The organism is Aquicoccus sp. SU-CL01552, assembly GCF_040365005.1.
Classification (GTDB): Bacteria; Pseudomonadota; Alphaproteobacteria; order Rhodobacterales; family Rhodobacteraceae; genus Antarcticimicrobium.
This window is the reverse complement of the sequence record NZ_BAABWV010000014.1, coordinates 24,197-40,969: the sequence shown is the minus strand read 5'-3', so window position 1 is coordinate 40,969 and position 16,773 is coordinate 24,197. Positions and strand designations below refer to the sequence as shown.

7 protein-coding genes are annotated in these 16,773 nt (G+C 67.5%); 2 read left to right on the top strand and 5 right to left on the bottom strand.

Annotated elements, in window-relative coordinates; translation table 11 throughout:
- Positions 1-6: 6 nt before the first annotated feature.
- Positions 7-3,051 (bottom strand): ABC transporter transmembrane domain-containing protein, encoded by a 3,045-nt coding sequence (locus tag ABWV23_RS15645; RefSeq protein ID WP_502901661.1) that lies wholly within the window; start codon positions 3,049-3,051, stop codon positions 7-9.
- A 124-nt stretch (positions 3,052-3,175) separates the two neighbouring features.
- Here ABWV23_RS15645 and ABWV23_RS15640 point away from each other — a divergent pair, with 124 nt between their 5' ends.
- On the top strand, positions 3,176-3,565 hold the full coding sequence (locus ABWV23_RS15640; RefSeq protein ID WP_353349415.1) for a DUF3307 domain-containing protein: 390 nt from the start codon (positions 3,176-3,178) through the stop codon (positions 3,563-3,565).
- Positions 3,566-3,584: 19 nt separating this feature from the next.
- On the opposite strand, the gene ABWV23_RS15635 is transcribed toward ABWV23_RS15640, so the two are convergent.
- From ABWV23_RS15635 to ABWV23_RS15620, 4 genes are all read right to left on the bottom strand, one after another.
- Positions 3,585-5,297, bottom strand: coding sequence for an adenylate/guanylate cyclase domain-containing protein (locus ABWV23_RS15635; protein ID WP_353349414.1), 1,713 nt, complete (start codon positions 5,295-5,297; stop codon positions 3,585-3,587).
- Between the two features lie 6 nt (positions 5,298-5,303).
- Positions 5,304-10,160, bottom strand: coding sequence for a PKD domain-containing protein (locus ABWV23_RS15630; protein ID WP_353349413.1), 4,857 nt, complete (start codon positions 10,158-10,160; stop codon positions 5,304-5,306).
- A 46-nt stretch (positions 10,161-10,206) separates the two neighbouring features.
- On the bottom strand, positions 10,207-12,567 hold the full coding sequence (locus ABWV23_RS15625; protein WP_353349411.1) for a FecR domain-containing protein: 2,361 nt from the start codon (positions 12,565-12,567) through the stop codon (positions 10,207-10,209).
- A 179-nt stretch (positions 12,568-12,746) separates the two neighbouring features.
- Positions 12,747-13,205 carry an Lrp/AsnC family transcriptional regulator gene (locus ABWV23_RS15620; RefSeq protein WP_353349408.1) on the bottom strand — a complete coding sequence of 153 codons (459 nt, stop codon included), beginning with the start codon at positions 13,203-13,205 and terminating at the stop codon, positions 12,747-12,749.
- Positions 13,206-13,346: 141 nt separating this feature from the next.
- Between ABWV23_RS15620 and ABWV23_RS15615 the strand changes: the two genes are divergently transcribed.
- Positions 13,347-16,769, top strand: coding sequence for an indolepyruvate ferredoxin oxidoreductase family protein (locus ABWV23_RS15615; RefSeq protein WP_353349406.1), 3,423 nt, complete (start codon positions 13,347-13,349; stop codon positions 16,767-16,769).
- The last annotated feature ends 4 nt before the right edge of the window (positions 16,770-16,773 follow it).

Here is a 16,773-nt window from a genome sequence, read left to right as displayed (position 1 = left end):
CACGCCTCAGTTCGAAACGTAGCCGGCCACCACCTGCAACAGCTTGAAGGCGGTCGCCGCGTCGTTCTCGACCACGGCGAGGAATTCCTCCTCGCCGATCCGCAGGCAGGTCAGCTCGGTCTCGGCCAACATGCTCAGCGCCCGCGGCTCCTTGCGGATCAACCCCAACTCGCCGACCAGCGTACCGGGGCCGACCTTGGCAATCAGCCGGTCCTCTTCCCCGCCCTCCTTCGGCAGGTAAAGCCCGGCCTCGCCCTCCAGCACCATGTAGGCGCCGTCCTTGGGCTGATCGCCCTTGAGAAACACCACGTCGCCCGCCACCGCCTGGTACCAGCGCGCGCCAAAGGCCAGCAGGCGCAGCTGTTTGCGGTTGAGCCCGGAAAACAGCGGTGTCTGTTCCAGCGCGCGCAGCTTGCGGGCGAGGTCGGCGCTGGCGCCGCTGTCCTCGTCGCCCTCGGTGCCCTCGTCCTCGCTCACGATGCGGCCCTGCCGCACCTCGAGAAAGGTGTCAAAGACCCGCTCGTTCTCGAACCCCTCGTTGATGTAGATCAGCGTGGTGTCCGGCAGCAGGGCGCGCAGGTTCCTGAACACCGCTTCCTGGGTTTCCATGTCGTAGCTTGCCAGCGCCCGGTCGAGGATCAGGACGTCCGGCCGCTTGATGGTCGCCCGGCTGAGCGACAGGGGTTCGGCAAAGGTCGCCGGCAGGTTCTGCCCGCCCAGCGCGATCGGCACGTCATAGATCAGTTCGATCACCAAGTCCTGCGCGCCGTTCTCCACCATGACCCCGGCGATCACCCGACGCAATTCATCGCCCTTGCTGCCGGCCATCTCGGATATCTTTCCGAACAGGGCATTCTCCAGCACCGTGAACCCGGGCGCGAAGGCCTGCATTTCCAGCGGCGCGAACAGGTCACCCAGGCTGTCCTGCAACTCGCGCGCATGCCCCGCCCGCAGTTCCAGGATCCGCGCCTTCAGCTCATCGGAAAACGCCGGGCCGATCTGTTCCGCCGAAATCTGGAACGGCACCGTCAGCAACAACGCCATGTCAGCGCCGCTCAACGCCTCGGCGCCGCTGCCGCGGGTCTTCTCCACGAGATCGACAGCAGTCTCATAGGTCGAGGGGTCGATCCCCAGCTTGCGAAACAGCGGATGGTCGGTGCCGTCCAGCCCGAAGATCTGCCGCAGCATGTCGATCACGTCACGGGTCAGATCCAGCAGGGTCCGGTCCAGCCCGATCGCGCGTAACTGGGCCAGAAAGTCGGCTTGACCGACCAGCAACTCGCGCGTGATCGGCTGACGCGGCGTGGCGAACAACAGGTTCTCGCCCACAGGCAGGGCCGGGTTGTACAGATCCGGTTTGCAGAAATAGGCATATTGGCGCAGCCCGGCATCCCGAACCGCCTGTTGCACCTTCGGACGCAGATCGACCAGTTTCGCGGCCAGTTCCGAATGGTCGGCCGGATCGAACCTCTGGTCCAGCCCGCGCCGGAACAGGGCCGAGCCCGACCCCATGCCCTGCACCAGCCGCAGCCACCATGCCCGCAACGCCTCGGGATCGTCCAGCCCGGCCAGTTTTGGATCCAGCCATTCGACATCGAAGGGATCGGCACTGTTTCCCGCGCGCAGGGCCTCGGCCAAATGCGCGCTGTCCGGCCCCTCCGATTGCGGCCGCACCCGCAGCGGCATCATCACGTTGTCGCCGAAGGTGCCCTGGAACAGCACCGGACGGGACGAGGCATGCCCGATCCGGGCCGCGATCACCGCCTGGTGCAGCGTCGCGAGGTCGTGGTCGCCGAACCGGATATCGCCAGCGCTTGGCAGCAACTCGCGCGTCAACAGTTCGGACAGCGCGCGACGGTCCTCCTCGCTGGGTGCTTCGATGCCGATCACCGATCCCCCCGGCAGCGTGACATTGAGATCATCCAGAACGAGGTTGCCATCGGCATCGCGCACCGTCACCCCGTCCAGCACGATGTCCCCGGTCAGACGCGGGGTCTCCTCGGGTTCGCCGGAGAAAAGACTCTCATCCACCATGCCGGGCGGCGCAAACCGCTCGGTGATCACATCCCAGCGCAGCGCCATGTCCTGCGTCTGGTTGTAATAGGCTAGCAATTCCTTCCACGGGCTCGACAGGTCCTTGTAGGCGGCCAGCGCCGCCACCAGCGCCCCCAGCGACACCGCCCCCTGCAGCACCAGGTAGCCGCCGATCGAAAAGAAGAAGAACGGCGTCATCTGGCCGATGAAGTTGTTGAGAAACTTCATGAAGAACTTCTTCTGGTAGATGTCGAAGCGGATGTCGAACAGCCGCCCGAGCTGATCGGTGATGGCCGCCATCCGGTAGCGCCAGCCGCCGTTGATGCGCAGCGCGCTGGCGCCCGCCGCACTTTCGCCGATCACCGCGGCCAGCACCCGCACCTCCTGGATGCGTTTCTTGTTCAGCAGGTTGATCTGGCGTTGCAGCTTGGGAATCAGCCAGGCCTGCAAGGGGATCATCGAAACCGCCGCCAGCCCGAACCAGAAGCTTTGCAGGAAAAGGAACCCCAGGATGGTGATCATCTGCCCGGCCTGAAGCACCGGCTGGCTGATCGCATCGCCCATCAACCCGCCCATCGGCTCGCTCTCGGCGGTGACCATCGAGACCAGCTCACCCTGGCTCACGCGCTCGAAATAGGGCTTTGGAAACCGCAGGATCCGCGCGATCAGCTGATAGCGGAACCGGCGCAGCATCCGCTCCGACAACACCCCCTTCATGGTGTTGATCCGCATCTTGAGCAGCCCGTGTCCCAGCACCGCAAGCAGGAAGCCGATGCACAAGACCCCCAGAAAGGTGACCTGCGCCATCTTGATGCCGAGGACATCGATCGTTTCGGTTTGCGAGCCGATGGCGTCGTTGATGATCCGCTTGGGCAGTTCCAGCGTCAGGTAGAGCATCGGGAACAGCAGCGAGGTGACGACCAGCAGGATCAGCTGATCCCGCTTCGAATACTTCCAGATGAAGCCGAAGAGCGTCTTTTCGATGATCCCGGTCCCGATGTGATTGGATGAAAACAAAGGCCTTTACGCCACGATAAGACGCAAGGCCAAACCTGACAAGCCGCGCGATCCCAACCAGACAATTGCAGCGCTGAGGTGAAACCCGTAAGGTTTTCATGCACGGCTAATGGAGGGCCCACCTGTGACAGGTATCGTTGGCACGCTTCTGCTATTGTTCTGCCTCTTGCAGATCAAGCACATGTTTGCCGATTTCTACCTGCAGACCCCCCGGATGCTGACCGGTCGCGGCGAATACTGGCACCTGGGTCGTGCCCAGCACGCCGGCGTTCACACGGTCGGATCGGTCATCACCTTTGCCGTGGTCGGGGCGCCGGCCCTGTTCATCCTCGCCACCGTCGCGGTGGAGTGGGTGCTGCATTACCACATCGACTACTGGAAGGGGCAGCACTGCGACCGCAAGGAACTCGACCCCTCCAAGGCCGCGTTCTGGCGCGCCACCGGGGCCGACCAGGCGATGCACCAGCTGACCTATGTCGCCATGGCCTGGGCCTGGGTCTATTTCGCCGCCTGACCGGGCCTGATCCCGCCCCTCACAACCGGCGCGGGGCAAAGGCCGGCACCGGCGCGGCATAGCCTTTCAGCGGGATCGGCTCCAGCTTTTCGAACCCGATCCCCTCCAGCTGCGCCGCCGCGTCGCGGGTGGCCTGGTCGATCAGGACCTGTCCGGGGGCGGCCTTGGAACACAGCCGCGCCGACAGGTTCACGGTCGAACCCAGCACGGTGAAATCCATCCGCGCCCTTGCCCCCATTGCCCCCATCACCACCTCGCCCGAGGCGACGCCGATGCCGACGTGCAGGTTGTACTCGGGGTAGTCCTCCAACAGCCGCGCCATCGCCGCCGTGATCTCGACCGAGCAGCTCACCGCGCGCTGTTCCATCGCCTCACCCTCGAACACCGCGACCAGCGCATCGCCGACGAACTTGTCGACATCGCCGCCAAAGGTCTCGACGATCTCGGTCTGCACGTCGAAATAGCTGTTGAGCGCCTCGATCACCACCTCGGGCGCGACGCGCTCGGAAAACTCGGTATAACCACGGATATCGGTGAAGATGACCGAAACTCGCCGCCGCTCGCCGCCCCGGTGCATGCCCGCCTGGTCGGCGCTCTGGATCGCCGAGACGGTACCGCGCGACACGAATTTCATCAGTTCCAGCCGCTCGCCCAATTCGCCGATCATCCGGTTGAACCGCTCGGCGAGATCGCCGATCTCGTCGCGGGCGCGCACGCCCTCGACCCGCGCCGCGAAGTCCCCCTCTCCCACCCGTTCGGCCACCGCGCCGATCTTCAGGATCGGCCCGGTCAGGCGACGGGCAAAGACCAGTGCGCCAAGGCCGGCGATGACAAAGCCGACCAGGCCGACGATCAGGATCTGCCGGGTGATGGCGTTGACCACCGCATAGGCGCTGTCCTCGCTCAACTCGGTGATCACCGCCCAGGGGAACCAGTCGGGAAAGGCATAGGCCCCCAGCATCGCGGTGCCGCCCGGCCGCACGTAGGGTTCCAGCGCGTCGGCCCGCGCCCCCGCCACGATCAGCGGCAGCGCCGAGGCGACGATCTGCCGGTCGGTCAAAAGCTCCGGCGCGCCCGCCAGCACCCGCCGCCCGGCCTGGTCGACCACGCTGATCTCCCCCCGCTGGGCAAAGGGATGGCGGCGCACCATCTCGCCCAGCTCCGACAGGTCGATCTTGGCCGCCATGGTTACCTGTCGCCCGGCGATCGTGGTGCTCAGCGGCAGCGCCAGCGTGGCGATCCAGTCACCGGTTTCCGCCAGCCGTCCGATCACCGGGCGGCCGAACTGCCCGGTTTCCCCGATCGCCTTGATCAGGTCAGGCGGGGTGGCCAGCGTCTTCACCGGGTCAAGCCCGGCCTGTGCCAGCTTGCCCGCGAACCCCTCGTTGGTGACCAGGATCGGCACCGCCGAGCCCTGCACCGAGAGTTGCAACGCCACCACCTGCGGCAACTGCTCCAACCCCAGGGTCAGCAAGGACACCTTTTGCGGCACCCCCAGCTCGGCGCTGTCGATGCCGTTGCGGATCACCATCAGCGGCGTCAGCCAGCGCCCTTGGAAGCTGTTGTCAAAGGCGCCGCGCAGCTCGGTCGCGACCGAGGTCAGATCCTCGTTGGCCGCGCTTTTCAGCTCGTCGCGGGCCAGTTGCGTCAGGTTCTGACCGACCATCGCCAATGGCACCACCGCCAGAAGCGACGCGAACACGAAGAACTTCAGGCGCAGGGGAAACCGCATGTGCGCCTATTCCTCGCGCAGGCGCGCGGTGATCACCGCCGTGTCGCGGCCCACGCCACAGGCCAGCCCGGTGGTATCGCGCGCCTCGACCGTCACCGTATAGGCGCCCGGCGCCGCATAGCCATGCCGCGCCACCGCACCCGAGGCCCCGGCCCCGTCGCCGAACTGCCAGGCCACCTGCACGCCCTGCCCGTCCGGATCGCGCGCCCCGCTGGCATCGAAACGGACCACGTCATGCGCGGCCCCCACCGGCACCTCGCGGTCCGGCCCGGCATCCACGACGGGCGGCGCGTTGACCAGGATGCGGGCGCTGTCGCTGCCGCTGTCGCAGCTTGCCGCGCCGCTGTCATCGCGCACCGTCAACCGGACCTCCAGCGCGCCAGGCCCGTCAAAGCTGCGCTCGACGCGCGCCCCGCTCAACGTCACCCCGTCGCTGAACGCCCAGTCATAGCCGGTCAACATGCCGTCCAGGTCGGTCGACGGGCCGGCGTCAAAGACCACGGTTTCGCCCGGGCAGACCACCCGGTCGGGTCCGGCCAGCGCCGAAGGCGCGGCATTCACCCTTGCATAGACCTCCTCGCTCGAGCGGCTGCTGAGCAGACCGGCCCCATCGTCGAGTGTCACCTGCACCGGAAACAGGCCCGGCCGGCTGAAGGTATGGCGCACCTCTGCCCCCTCGGCGGCGTGCCCGTCGCTGAACATCCAGCGCACCTGGGTCTCGGGCGCGGCGTCCACCGTCCAGAGCACCGGTTCCGCCGGGCAGACCGGCGGCGGCGCACTCAAGTTGGCCACCGGCATCGGCCGCACCGTCACCTGCGAAACCACGCTCGCGGCGCTGTTGTCGACACCTGCATCGTCGCGCACCGTCAGCAGCACCTCATAGCTGCCCGGCTGGTCAAAGCGATGCGCCGCCTGCACGCCGCTGGCCGTGCTCCCATCGCCGAAATCCCAGCCATAGCCGGTGATCGCGCCGTCGCTGTCCGCCGACTGGCTGGCGTCGAAAGTCGCCTCTTGCCCGACGGCAAGCGTGACCGGCCCGTCGATCAGCGGCTCCGGCGCGGCATTGACCACCACGCGGCGGACCGCCTCCAATTCGCCGCAGCCCGCGCTGCCGCCGTCCAGTTCGGTGCGCAGGGTCACCGTATAGGCCCCCGGCGCGGCCCAGGCATGGTCGACCTCGGGGCCCTCCACCGTGGTGCCGTCACCGAAATCCCACGAAAACCGGGTCGCGGTTCCGCCGCCTGTCTCGGATACCATCGCCGCAAAGCTGGTGGGCGCGCCCGCCGCCGTCCGCTCCGGTCCCTCCACCGAAAGCTCGGGCGCGGGCAGCACAACGACCTCGGTGGTGTCGGTGTCCAGCGGGCTGCAGGCACCCTGTGCCTCTCCGGTGATGGTCAGCGTCACCGTGAAGGTGCCCGGCCGGGTAAAGATATGCTCGGGCGTATCGCCGCTGCCGGTGCCGCCATCGCCGAAGGTCCAGCTAAAGGCGTTGACCGCCCCGTCCGCGTCGGTGGAGTCGGACCCGTCGAACCGCACCTTGGTATTGGCACAGACCTGAAGATCCTCGCCCGCATCCGCGATCGGCCCCTCGCGCACCAGCGCGGCGATCCGGTCCAGCCCGCTGCCGTACTCGGTGCCCGTCTCGTTGCGCACCCGCAGCGTCACCGGGTAGACGCCCGGAAGCTCATAGGTCTTTGTCGGGTTGATCAGGTCCGAGGTGCTGCCGTCCCCGAAATCCCAGGAATAGAGCAACAACCCGCCATCGGGATCGACACTGTCGGAGGCGTCGAACAGGATCGGCTCACCCGAACAGACATCCCGGTTGCCACCCGCCTCGGCCATCGGGCGGGCCCGGATCTTGACCGTGGTGGCGTCGATCGCCCGCGCATTGGACAGCCCGGTGCCATCATCCACCCGCAGCGTCACCGGGTAGACCCCCGGCCGGGCATAGGCATGGGAGGCCTGCGCGCCAAAGCCCGGAGGCGACCCGTCGCCAAAGTCCCAGCGATAGATCAACGCATCGCCATCCGCATCAGAGGACCCCGAGCCGTCAAACGCGACGTAAAGCCGCTCGACCGTCTGTGCCGGGCCGGCCTCGGCCTGCGGCGCGTGGTTCACCCGGATCGTCACGTCGTCGCTGGCGGTGCCGTTGGCCACGCCGCTGTCATCGGTGACGACAAGCTGCGCCGACCACACCCCCGGCGTGACATAGGCCCGCTCCACCGTCGGCGCATCCAGCGGATTGCCGAGGTCGTCGAACGCCCAGCGATAGCCCACCAGCCGGCCGTCGGGGTCGAAGGACTGCCGCGCGTCAAAGGTCACGCTGTCGCCCGGCGCGATCAGCATGTCGGCCCCCGCCACCGCCACCGGCGGCGCGTTGACGGTGATCAGCACTTCGGATTCATCCTGCGCCGCACCGCCGCGGAAATTGTCCGACACGGTCAGTCCGATCCGGTGCAGCCCCGGCGTGTCCAGCGCATGCGCCACCCGCACCCCGCTCTTCTCGCTGCCGTCGGGAAAGCGCCAAATGTACGCCGCGATTGCCCCGTCCGGATCGAGCGAGGCGCGCCCGGACAAAACGAACTCCTCGCCCGGCGCCACCACCTGCGGCGGCCCCGCATCGGCGATCGGCGTGGCGTTCACCACCACCCGCAGGGTGTCGCGGTCCATGTTCAGCGGCGCACCGCTGTCGTCGCGCACGACCACCGCCACCTCGTAGACGCCCGCGCGCTCATAGGCATGTTCCACCTTTTGCCCACTGGCGCGCGCCCCGTCGCCGAAGTCCCACTCCCAGCTTGTCACGGCGCCATCCGCATCGGTCGAGGCACCGCCGTCAAACTGCACCACGCTGGCGGTCACGAACTGGTCCGGCCCGGCCTCGGCCACCGGCGCCGCATCCACCCGCACCACGCGCGAGGTGGTTTGCAACGCCGAGGCGGTGCCGCTGTCGTCGATCACGGTCAGCGTCACGGTAAAGGCGCCGGCCTCGGTCCAGGCATAGTTCACCACCTGCCCCTCGCCGGTGGCCCCGTCGCCGAAATCCCAGATATAGGACAGGATCTGCCCGTCCGCATCGGCGGAACTCGAGCCATCCAGCGTGGCGATCTCCGACACCGAGACCGGCCGCTCGGGGATGTCGAAACGCGGCTCCGGCGGCGCGTTGACCACCACCGTCATACGATCCAGCGCGGTTTCGTTGGCCACGCCGCTGTCATCACTCACCCGCAGCGTCACGGTGTAGGCGCCCGAGCCGGTGAACCGGTGGGTGACGGTCTCGCCCTCCAGAACGGTGCCATCCCCCATGTCCCAGGCATAGGCGTCGATCAGCCCGTCGATGTCATAGCTCGCCCCGGCACTGAAGATCACCTCTTGGCCGACCACCGCCTGCTGATCCGCCCCGGCCTCGGCCACGGGGGGAAAGTTAACGGTCACCCGCCGCGTCTCGACGCCGAAGTTGCACGGGTGCGCGACGCCATCCTCGACCCGCAGCACCGCGCGGTACTGGCCCGGCGTGGCATAGACATGGCTGGCGCGCGCGCCCTCGGCCACGGTGCCGTCGCCGAAGCTCCAGCGATAGCGGTTGATCGGACTGTCCGAGGGTTGCGAGGCGCTGCCGTCGAAATCCACCGGCTCTCCCGGCGCCACCACGACGTCGGGCCCCGGCACTGCCACCGGCGCGTTGCGCACATGCACCGGCAGTTCCAAGGCCTTGCTGCGACCGGGGCGGGTGCCGTCCTCGACCACCTCCAACCGGGCGGTATAACGGCCCGGCGTGTCATAGCGATGGACGATCACCGGCTCTTGCGCGCGGCTGCCGTCGCCGAAATCCCACAGGTAGGACAACAGCGCGCCGCCGCTTGAGGCGCTGGCGTCAAAGGCGACCGAGCGGCAATCGGCCAGCGGCCGCGCGCTGCCCACCGCCGTAGGCCGGGCCGGCACCGGTGCGCGTTCGGGCGGCATCTGCAGAGGCACCGGCGCACCTTCGGCGTCGAATAACGCGATGGTGACGTCATTAGGCGCCTCGAACCCGCCCAGCAGGCTGACCGCGAGGTCGCCGGCTTCGGCCTCCACGCTGTCCGAGGTCCAGAAGTCCTGGCCGGAAATCCGCAGGCCGAGGTCCTCGAAATCAGTGACCACCGTCAATTCGCCATTCGCGCCGTCGAAACTCTGCACCGTCACCGGCCCGCCCGCGTGGGCAAAGCGCACCCGCGTCGCCGGGTTGGCCGCCGACCAGCGCACGGTCGGCCGATAGGCAAAGATCTCCAGCCCCTCGGGCGGACGGTCGCGGTCGCGCGACAGGCTCAGCCCCAGCGAATAGCTGTTGCCGTCGTTGCCCTCGGTCCCCTGCACGTCGAGCCGGAAATAGGCCCGCTCGCCCATCACCTCACCCTGCCGCGCGCGCACGGCGGTCAGGTTGACCCACCGGTTGTCGGTCTCCGCCTCGTTGCGCCAGCTTTTCTCCTTCAGCAGTTTGCCCGGCCCCGTCACCGGGACAAAGTCGATCCGCGCCGCGCGCGCCCCGTCGGCCACAGGTTCCGGTCGCGCGGCGGCGGTAAAGGCCCCCTCGCCGCCGAACAGGCGAAAGGTGGTCTCCGAATCCGCGCTGCCGCCATAGGTGAAATCCCCGGTTCCGCCGGTCTCGGGATCATAGAGCCGCAGGTACACCCGGTCGCGCAGGTCGGCGGGCAGGCTGAAGAAGATCTGCTCGCGGTGATCGACATCCCCCTCGCGGCTGGCCGCGCGGCGCCCGTACACCACCAGAAGACCCTCTTCCGGTGGCGCGGCCTGGGCCTGGACGCCTCCCGCATCGGCCAGCATGACCAGCCCCAGCAGCGCCACCGTCCACATCCGTGCGATCCGCATTCGTCGTCCTCCGTTACCGGGTCGCGCGCGGGCGACCGGCCTGTCGTTACTCAAACGCCGCGTTTCCGGCATAATCCTCGATAACCAGTTCGATCAGGTCCAATGACCCCGGCTCGGGCGGCAGGTTGGCCCGGCACAGCCCGGTCGCGCTGTCACAGCGCAGGAACCCGTCCACCTCGACCCCGTCGATGGCGATGACAAAGGGCGCGGTCTTCCGCAGCCCGCTGACGTCCCGCGCCTCGGCCAGGATCTCGATCGGCCCGCCCGGCCCCTGCGGACGACCCAGCTCGACCCGCAGGATTTCCGGCGGGTCGATGTCATAGAGCGACCGCAGCGGCGTCAGCGCCACGTTGCCCACCGCATCACTGGCCGCCAGTTCAAAGCTGTTCTCGCCCGGCTGCAGGGTCAGCGTCAGGTCGAACCGACCGTCCACCAGCGGCACCTCGGTGCCGTCCAGCTCCAGCCGCGCCGCATCGCCGATGCTGCCGGAGACCTGCACCACGTCCTCGCCGGTGGCGCGCGGCGGCGGCACGTCCAGCGTGATCTCCGGCGGGGTCCGGTCGCTCAGCGCGGCGAACGCGAGCGTGCCCTCGACCGCGCCGCCCGGTGCCAGCACCTCGATCCGATAGTCGCGCGGCGCCGCGTCCACCGGCACGGTGAAGCCCAGCCCGCCGTCGGTCGCCAGCCGGGTGCGCAGCACCTCGGTGCCCCCCGCGTCGCGCACCACCACCTCGGCACCGGGTTCACCGGTGGCACGGCCCCGCACCGACAGAATATCGGCCCGCGCCGCAAGCGCGCCGTCGACGCGCGGAATGCCGGCGGCCAGCGTGATCTCGACCGCCGCCGCCGGACGATAGACCACGCTCAGGCTGCGGCGGCTCTCGTTGCCGGCAAGATCGGTGGCGACCACGGTGATCTGGTTCGGCCCCGGTTGCAGCGGCAGGCCGGCAAGGAAACTGCCGTCGCCCGCCATCTCCTGCGGCGCCCCGTTCAGGCTCAGCCGCGCCTCCGGCTCCGACGCGCCCAGAACCTCGGTCTGCGGCGCGGTCAGGATCACCCCGTCCGCCGGCGACAGCAACGTCAGGAACGGCGGGGTATCGTCCACCCGCAGGGTAAAGTCGCGCGGCGTGCTCCACTCTCCGGGCAGACCCAGCTGGTCCAGCGCCGCCACCCGCCAGTGATACCGCCCCGGCGCCAGCCCCTCGGCCCGGAACCCGACCTCCCCGATGCCCCACTCGGAAATCTTCATCTGGTTGAACCCCGGATCGGCGGCCACCTCCAGCCAATAGGCCTCGGCGCCCTCCAGCACCTCCCAGTCCAGCGCCGCCGACGCGGTATAGATGACGGCCCCCACCGGCGGGGCGATCACGATCGGGCTTTGCAACACCTGCGCCCGCTGCGCCCCGGCCCCAGTCAGCACCACCCCCTCGTTCTCGCCGACCAGGATGCTCTCGCCGCCCCGCGCGATCTCCAGCCCGGGCGTGTCATAGTTGACGAACCGCGCGCCGCTGGCGTCGTTCTTGATCCAGAAATCAGAGGAATTGGTGGTGGTCTCTACCCCCGGCACCTCGATTTCAAAGGCGGTCTTGTCCGACAGCTGGTTCAGCAGCGCATAGAAATCGCCCTCGGCCAGCGACACCTTGGTCACCTCTCCCCCGGTCAACGGGTCCGAGCGCATCCGCTGGATCGTGGCGTTGGAATTGGGATTGAGCCGCAACCGGCTGAGATCGCGGAACGTCACCTGCGTGGTGGAATTGGACAGCGTGCGCAGCCGCTCGTACTCCACGAGGATGTCGTTGGTCTCACGATCCGACCAACGCGGCTCCGAGGGCGCACGCCCCTCGACCCGCCCCTGCACGTCCGAGACCACCGCCTCCGCGGCGCGGTCCCGCTGCGCGATGGAAATCTCCAGCGCCTCCTCGGCAAACCCCGAGGCCACCCCGGAGAAGCTGACCACCTGCCGCCATTCGCCGTGCTCGCGCCGGGACACGGCGGTATCGCGGTTCTCGATGGCGCTGCCGATCTGGCTCGGGGCAAAGATCCGCGCACCCTCGGCGGTGGCCCTCTGGATCGCCTGAAGCGACGCCATCAGCGCGCTGTCGGCGGCGAACACCTGCCGCACCGGCAGGGCCAGTTCGACCCCCGGAACCAGGTCGGCGGGCGAGGCGATGTTGTTCAGCGCCAGCACCACGGGCCAGAGATCGGGATCGCTGAGATAGGTGCCGACGATGCCGCGAATGGTATCCCCTTCCGCGAACAGGACCCGTTCCGGCGGGGCATCCAGCGGGTCGATCTCGGCCCGCGCGGCGGGCACGCCGCAGCCCAATGCGCCCACCAGTGCGACGCATGCGGCCAAAGGCACCGAAACACGGCGCCGAAACAACGACGAGACCTTGTACAACTTCAAGTCTCTGCCCCCTGATCGGGCGAATGAAACAAAAAACTTGCCCTTGGAATGCATCTTCACGCAGCGCGACCATTTGAAGCAAGGAAATTTTGTTAACAGGACCTGGGTATTCGGTCGGGCGCGCAGGCCCTGAACAATCCATTCAACGCTCACAAACCGTTGCGAAAACAGGAACAGTGCTAGCGGGTCACCGGGCGGTTTCGCTTGATCGTGCGCAAAACCACGTTGGTCTGGGCGCTGTTCACCGCCGGCAACCGGAACAAGAACCCCTCGAGGAACCGGTTATAGGCCTCCAGATCGCGGCACAGCACCCGCAGGTGGTAATCGGCCTGCCCGGTGGTGGCATAGCATTCCTGCACCTCGGCGCTGGCCTCGACCGCGCGGATGAACTCGACGATCCGGTCCGGATCGTGGCGGGTCAGATGCACATGCACGATCGCCTCGAAGCCCAATCCCATCTCGCCGGGATCGACCACCGCGCCATAGCGTTCGATCACCCCGGCCTCTTCCAGCGCCCGCACCCGCCGCCACAGGGCCGAGGCCGACATGCCCACCGCCTCGGCCAGTTCCGCGTTCGAGCGTCTGCAATCCTCCTGCAACAGCCGCAGCAGTTTGATATCGCGCCGATCCAGATCCATGCCCGGTTTCCTGTTTCATCAATAGCCACCTCAATGAATGACTTAACCGAAATTCTGCCAAATGCCACAAAATCTGAAACATTTTTCCGCCGTCAGCGGACCATGATTGCACCCCATCACATTCGCCAGGGGGCACGCGCCATGACCAAGCAGGACACCGGGTTTCGCACCTATCAACTCGACGACCGCTACACCCATACCTCGGGCCGCGTCTTTCTGACCGGCACCCAGGCGCTGGCGCGGATCATGATGGACCAGGCCCGCCGCGACCGCGACGCCGGGCTGAACACCGCCGGGTTCGTGTCGGGCTATCGCGGCTCGCCGCTGGGCGGGCTCGACCTGGAGCTATGGCGCGCGCGCAAACGGCTCGAGGCCGACCGCATCACCTTCATGCCTGCCGTGAACGAGGATCTCGGCGCCACTGCCGTTCTGGGCGCGCAGCAGGCCAGCCTCGATCCCGCGTGCGAATACGACGGCGTGTTCTCCATGTGGTACGGCAAGGGACCGGGCGTTGACCGCTCCGGCGATGCGCTGAAACACGGCAACGCCTATGGCAGCGCCCCCAAGGGCGGCGTGCTGGTGGTCGCCGGCGACGATCACGGCTGCGTCTCCTCCTCGATGCCGCATCAAAGCGACGTCGCCTTCATGGCCTGGTTCATGCCCACGCTGAACCCCGCCTCGGTCGAGGAATATCTCGAATACGGCGAATACGGGCTGGCGCTGTCGCGCTATTCCGGTACCTGGGTCGGGTTCAAGGCGATCTCGGAAACCGTGGAATCGGCCCGCTCGGTCACGCTGCGGCCCGACCGCGCCTTTACCCTGCCCCCGCTCGACCTGCCCCCCGGCGGGCTGCACGTGCGCGCCGCCGATCTGCCCAGCGCCGAGATCGAGACCCGCATCCAGCACAAGCTGCGCGCGGTCGAAAGCTTTGTCGAGGCCAACCCGATCGACCGCGCGATCTATGGCATCCCCGACGCGCGGTTCGGCTTCGTCACCACCGGCAAGGGCCATCTCGACCTGATGGAAGCGCTGCGCCTTCTGGGCCTGGATGAATCCGCCTGCCGCCGCCTCGGCATCGACATCTACAAGGTCGGCATGGTTTGGCCACTGGCGCGGCGCGACGCGCTGGAATTCGTGCGCGAAAAGCGCGAGGTACTGGTGGTCGAGGAAAAGCGCGGCATCATCGAGAGCCAGTTCAAGGAGTATTTCTATGACTGGCCCGGGCACAAGCCCGAGAAGATGGTCGGAAAATACGACAGCAAGGGCGCGCCGCTGATCCCCTGGACGGGCGAGCTTGATCCGCTGATGCTGGCGCCCATCGTCGCCGACCGGCTCGACCGGTTCTTTCCCGACGAAAACCTGCCGCAAAAGGCCGAGGCCCTTACCGACACCCCGCCCACCCTGCTCAATGTCGCGGGGGCCAACCGCACGCCCTATTTCTGCTCGGGCTGCCCGCACAACACCTCGACCAAGCTGCCCGAAGGCTCGCGCGCAGCCAGCGGTATCGGCTGCCACGTGATGGCCAGCTGGATGAACCGCGAAACCTATGGCTATGCCCAGATGGGCGGCGAGGGCGTGCCGCATGTGGCGGCCAGCAAGTTCACCGGCGGCAAGCATATCTTTCAGAACCTGGGCGAGGGCACCTGGTATCACTCCGGCAGTCTCGCCATCCGGCAGGCGGTCGCGGCAAACACCAACATCACCTACAAGATCCTGTATAACGACGCCGTCGCCATGACCGGCGGCCAGCCCGTCGACGGCCCGGTCAGCGTCCATGGCATCGCCCAGACCTGCCGCGCCGAGGGGGTGCAACGCATCGCTCTGGTCTCGGATGATATCGGCAAGTTCCGACATGGCGATTTCCCCGCCGACACCACGTTCCACGACCGCGCCGAGATGGACACGGTGCAGCGCGAGCTGCGCGAGATCCCCGGTGTCACCGTCCTGATCTATGAACAGACCTGCGCCACCGAGAAACGCCGCCGACGCAAGCGCGGCACCATGGACGACCCGAAGCGGTTCGCATGGATCAACGATCTAGTCTGCGAAGGCTGCGGCGATTGCTCAGTTGAGTCCAACTGCCTCAGCGTCGAGCCGCGCGAAACCCCGCTGGGCCGCAAGCGCAAGATCAACCTGAATTCCTGCAACAAGGATTTCTCCTGCCTGAACGGTTTCTGCCCCAGCTTCGTCACCGTCGAGGGCGCCACCCGGCGCAAACGCGCGGCGGCCGATCTGGATTTCCTCGGGCTGGAGGGCACCCTGCCCGCCCCCGACCTGCCCGCGCTCGACTCCCCCTTCGATCTGCTGGTCACCGGCGTCGGCGGCACCGGCGTGGTGACCGTCGGCGCCCTGATCACCATGGCCGCGCATCTGGAGGGCAAGGGCAGTTCGGTGCTCGACTTCACCGGGTTCGCGCAGAAATTCGGCACCGTGCTCAGCTATATTCGTCTGGGCACGGCGCCCGAAGCGATCAACCAGGTGCGGATCGGCCCCGGTGCCGCCGACGCGGTGATCGGCTGCGATATCGTCGTCAGCTCCGCCCCCAAGGCCAGCGCCCATTACCGCCCCGGCACCCGCATGGTGCTGAACCGGGCCGAGATGCCCACCGGCGACCTGGTGCTGCAGCGCGACGCACAGTTGAAACCCGACGCCCGCGAACAGGTGATCGCCAGCGTGATCGGCGCGCAAAACCTCTCGGCTTTTGATGCCAACGCGGCAGCGGAAAAGCTGTTGGGCGATTCCGTCTTTGCCAATGTCATGATGCTGGGCTTTGCCTGGCAAAAGGGGCTGGTGCCGGTCAGCGCCGCCGCACTGGGCCAGGCGATCCTGCTGAACGGGGTGCAGGCCGAGGCCAACCGCGCCGCCTTTGCCATCGGCCGGATCATGGCCGAGGCGCCGGAGCAGCTCGAGGCGGCCTATCGGGAAGAGGAGGCGCCCACGGAAACCCTCGATCAGATGATCGACCGGCGCGCCGATTTCCTGGCCGGTTACCAGGACGCGGCCTATGCGGAACGCTACCGTACGAAACTGGCCGATTTTCGTACAAAATGCCCCGGCGCCTCGGAGGATCTGCTGCGCGCTGCGGCCCGGTCGCTGTTCAAGCTGATGGCCTACAAGGACGAGTTCGAGGTCGCCCGCCTGATGGCCGACCGCCGGTTCGAGGAAGAGCTGAACCAGCAGTTCGAAGGCGATTTCAAGGTCAACTACCACCTCGCCCCGCCGCTGCTGAACCGGCGAAAGGATGCCCGCGGCCGCCCGCTCAAGCGCAAGTTCGGCCCGTGGATGGGCGCCGGATTCCGCCTGCTGGCACGGATGAAAGGGCTGCGGAACACGCCGTTCAACCCGTTCGGCTACCACGAAGAAGCCCGGTTGCACCGCGACCTGCTCACCTGGTACGAGGATGCACTCGATAGCATCGCCACCCGCTACAGCGCTGATCGCGAAGAGGAATTCACCGAAGTCCTCGCTGCCCCGATGGAGATCCGCGGTTATGGTCCGGTGCGCATGGAGGCGGCCCGCAAGGTACGCGATCAGGCCGACGCCGTGCTACAGCGCCTGACCTGACGTG

Coding starts and splice junctions, on each gene's coding strand:
- ABWV23_RS15630 (WP_353349413.1), bottom strand. CDS start 10,160: ATGCGGATCGCACGGATGTGGACGGTGGCGCTGCTGGGGCTGGTCATG.
- ABWV23_RS15635 (WP_353349414.1), bottom strand. CDS start 5,297: ATGCGGTTTCCCCTGCGCCTGAAGTTCTTCGTGTTCGCGTCGCTTCTG.
- ABWV23_RS15620 (WP_353349408.1), bottom strand. CDS start 13,205: ATGGATCTGGATCGGCGCGATATCAAACTGCTGCGGCTGTTGCAGGAG.
- ABWV23_RS15615 (WP_353349406.1), top strand. CDS start 13,347: ATGACCAAGCAGGACACCGGGTTTCGCACCTATCAACTCGACGACCGC.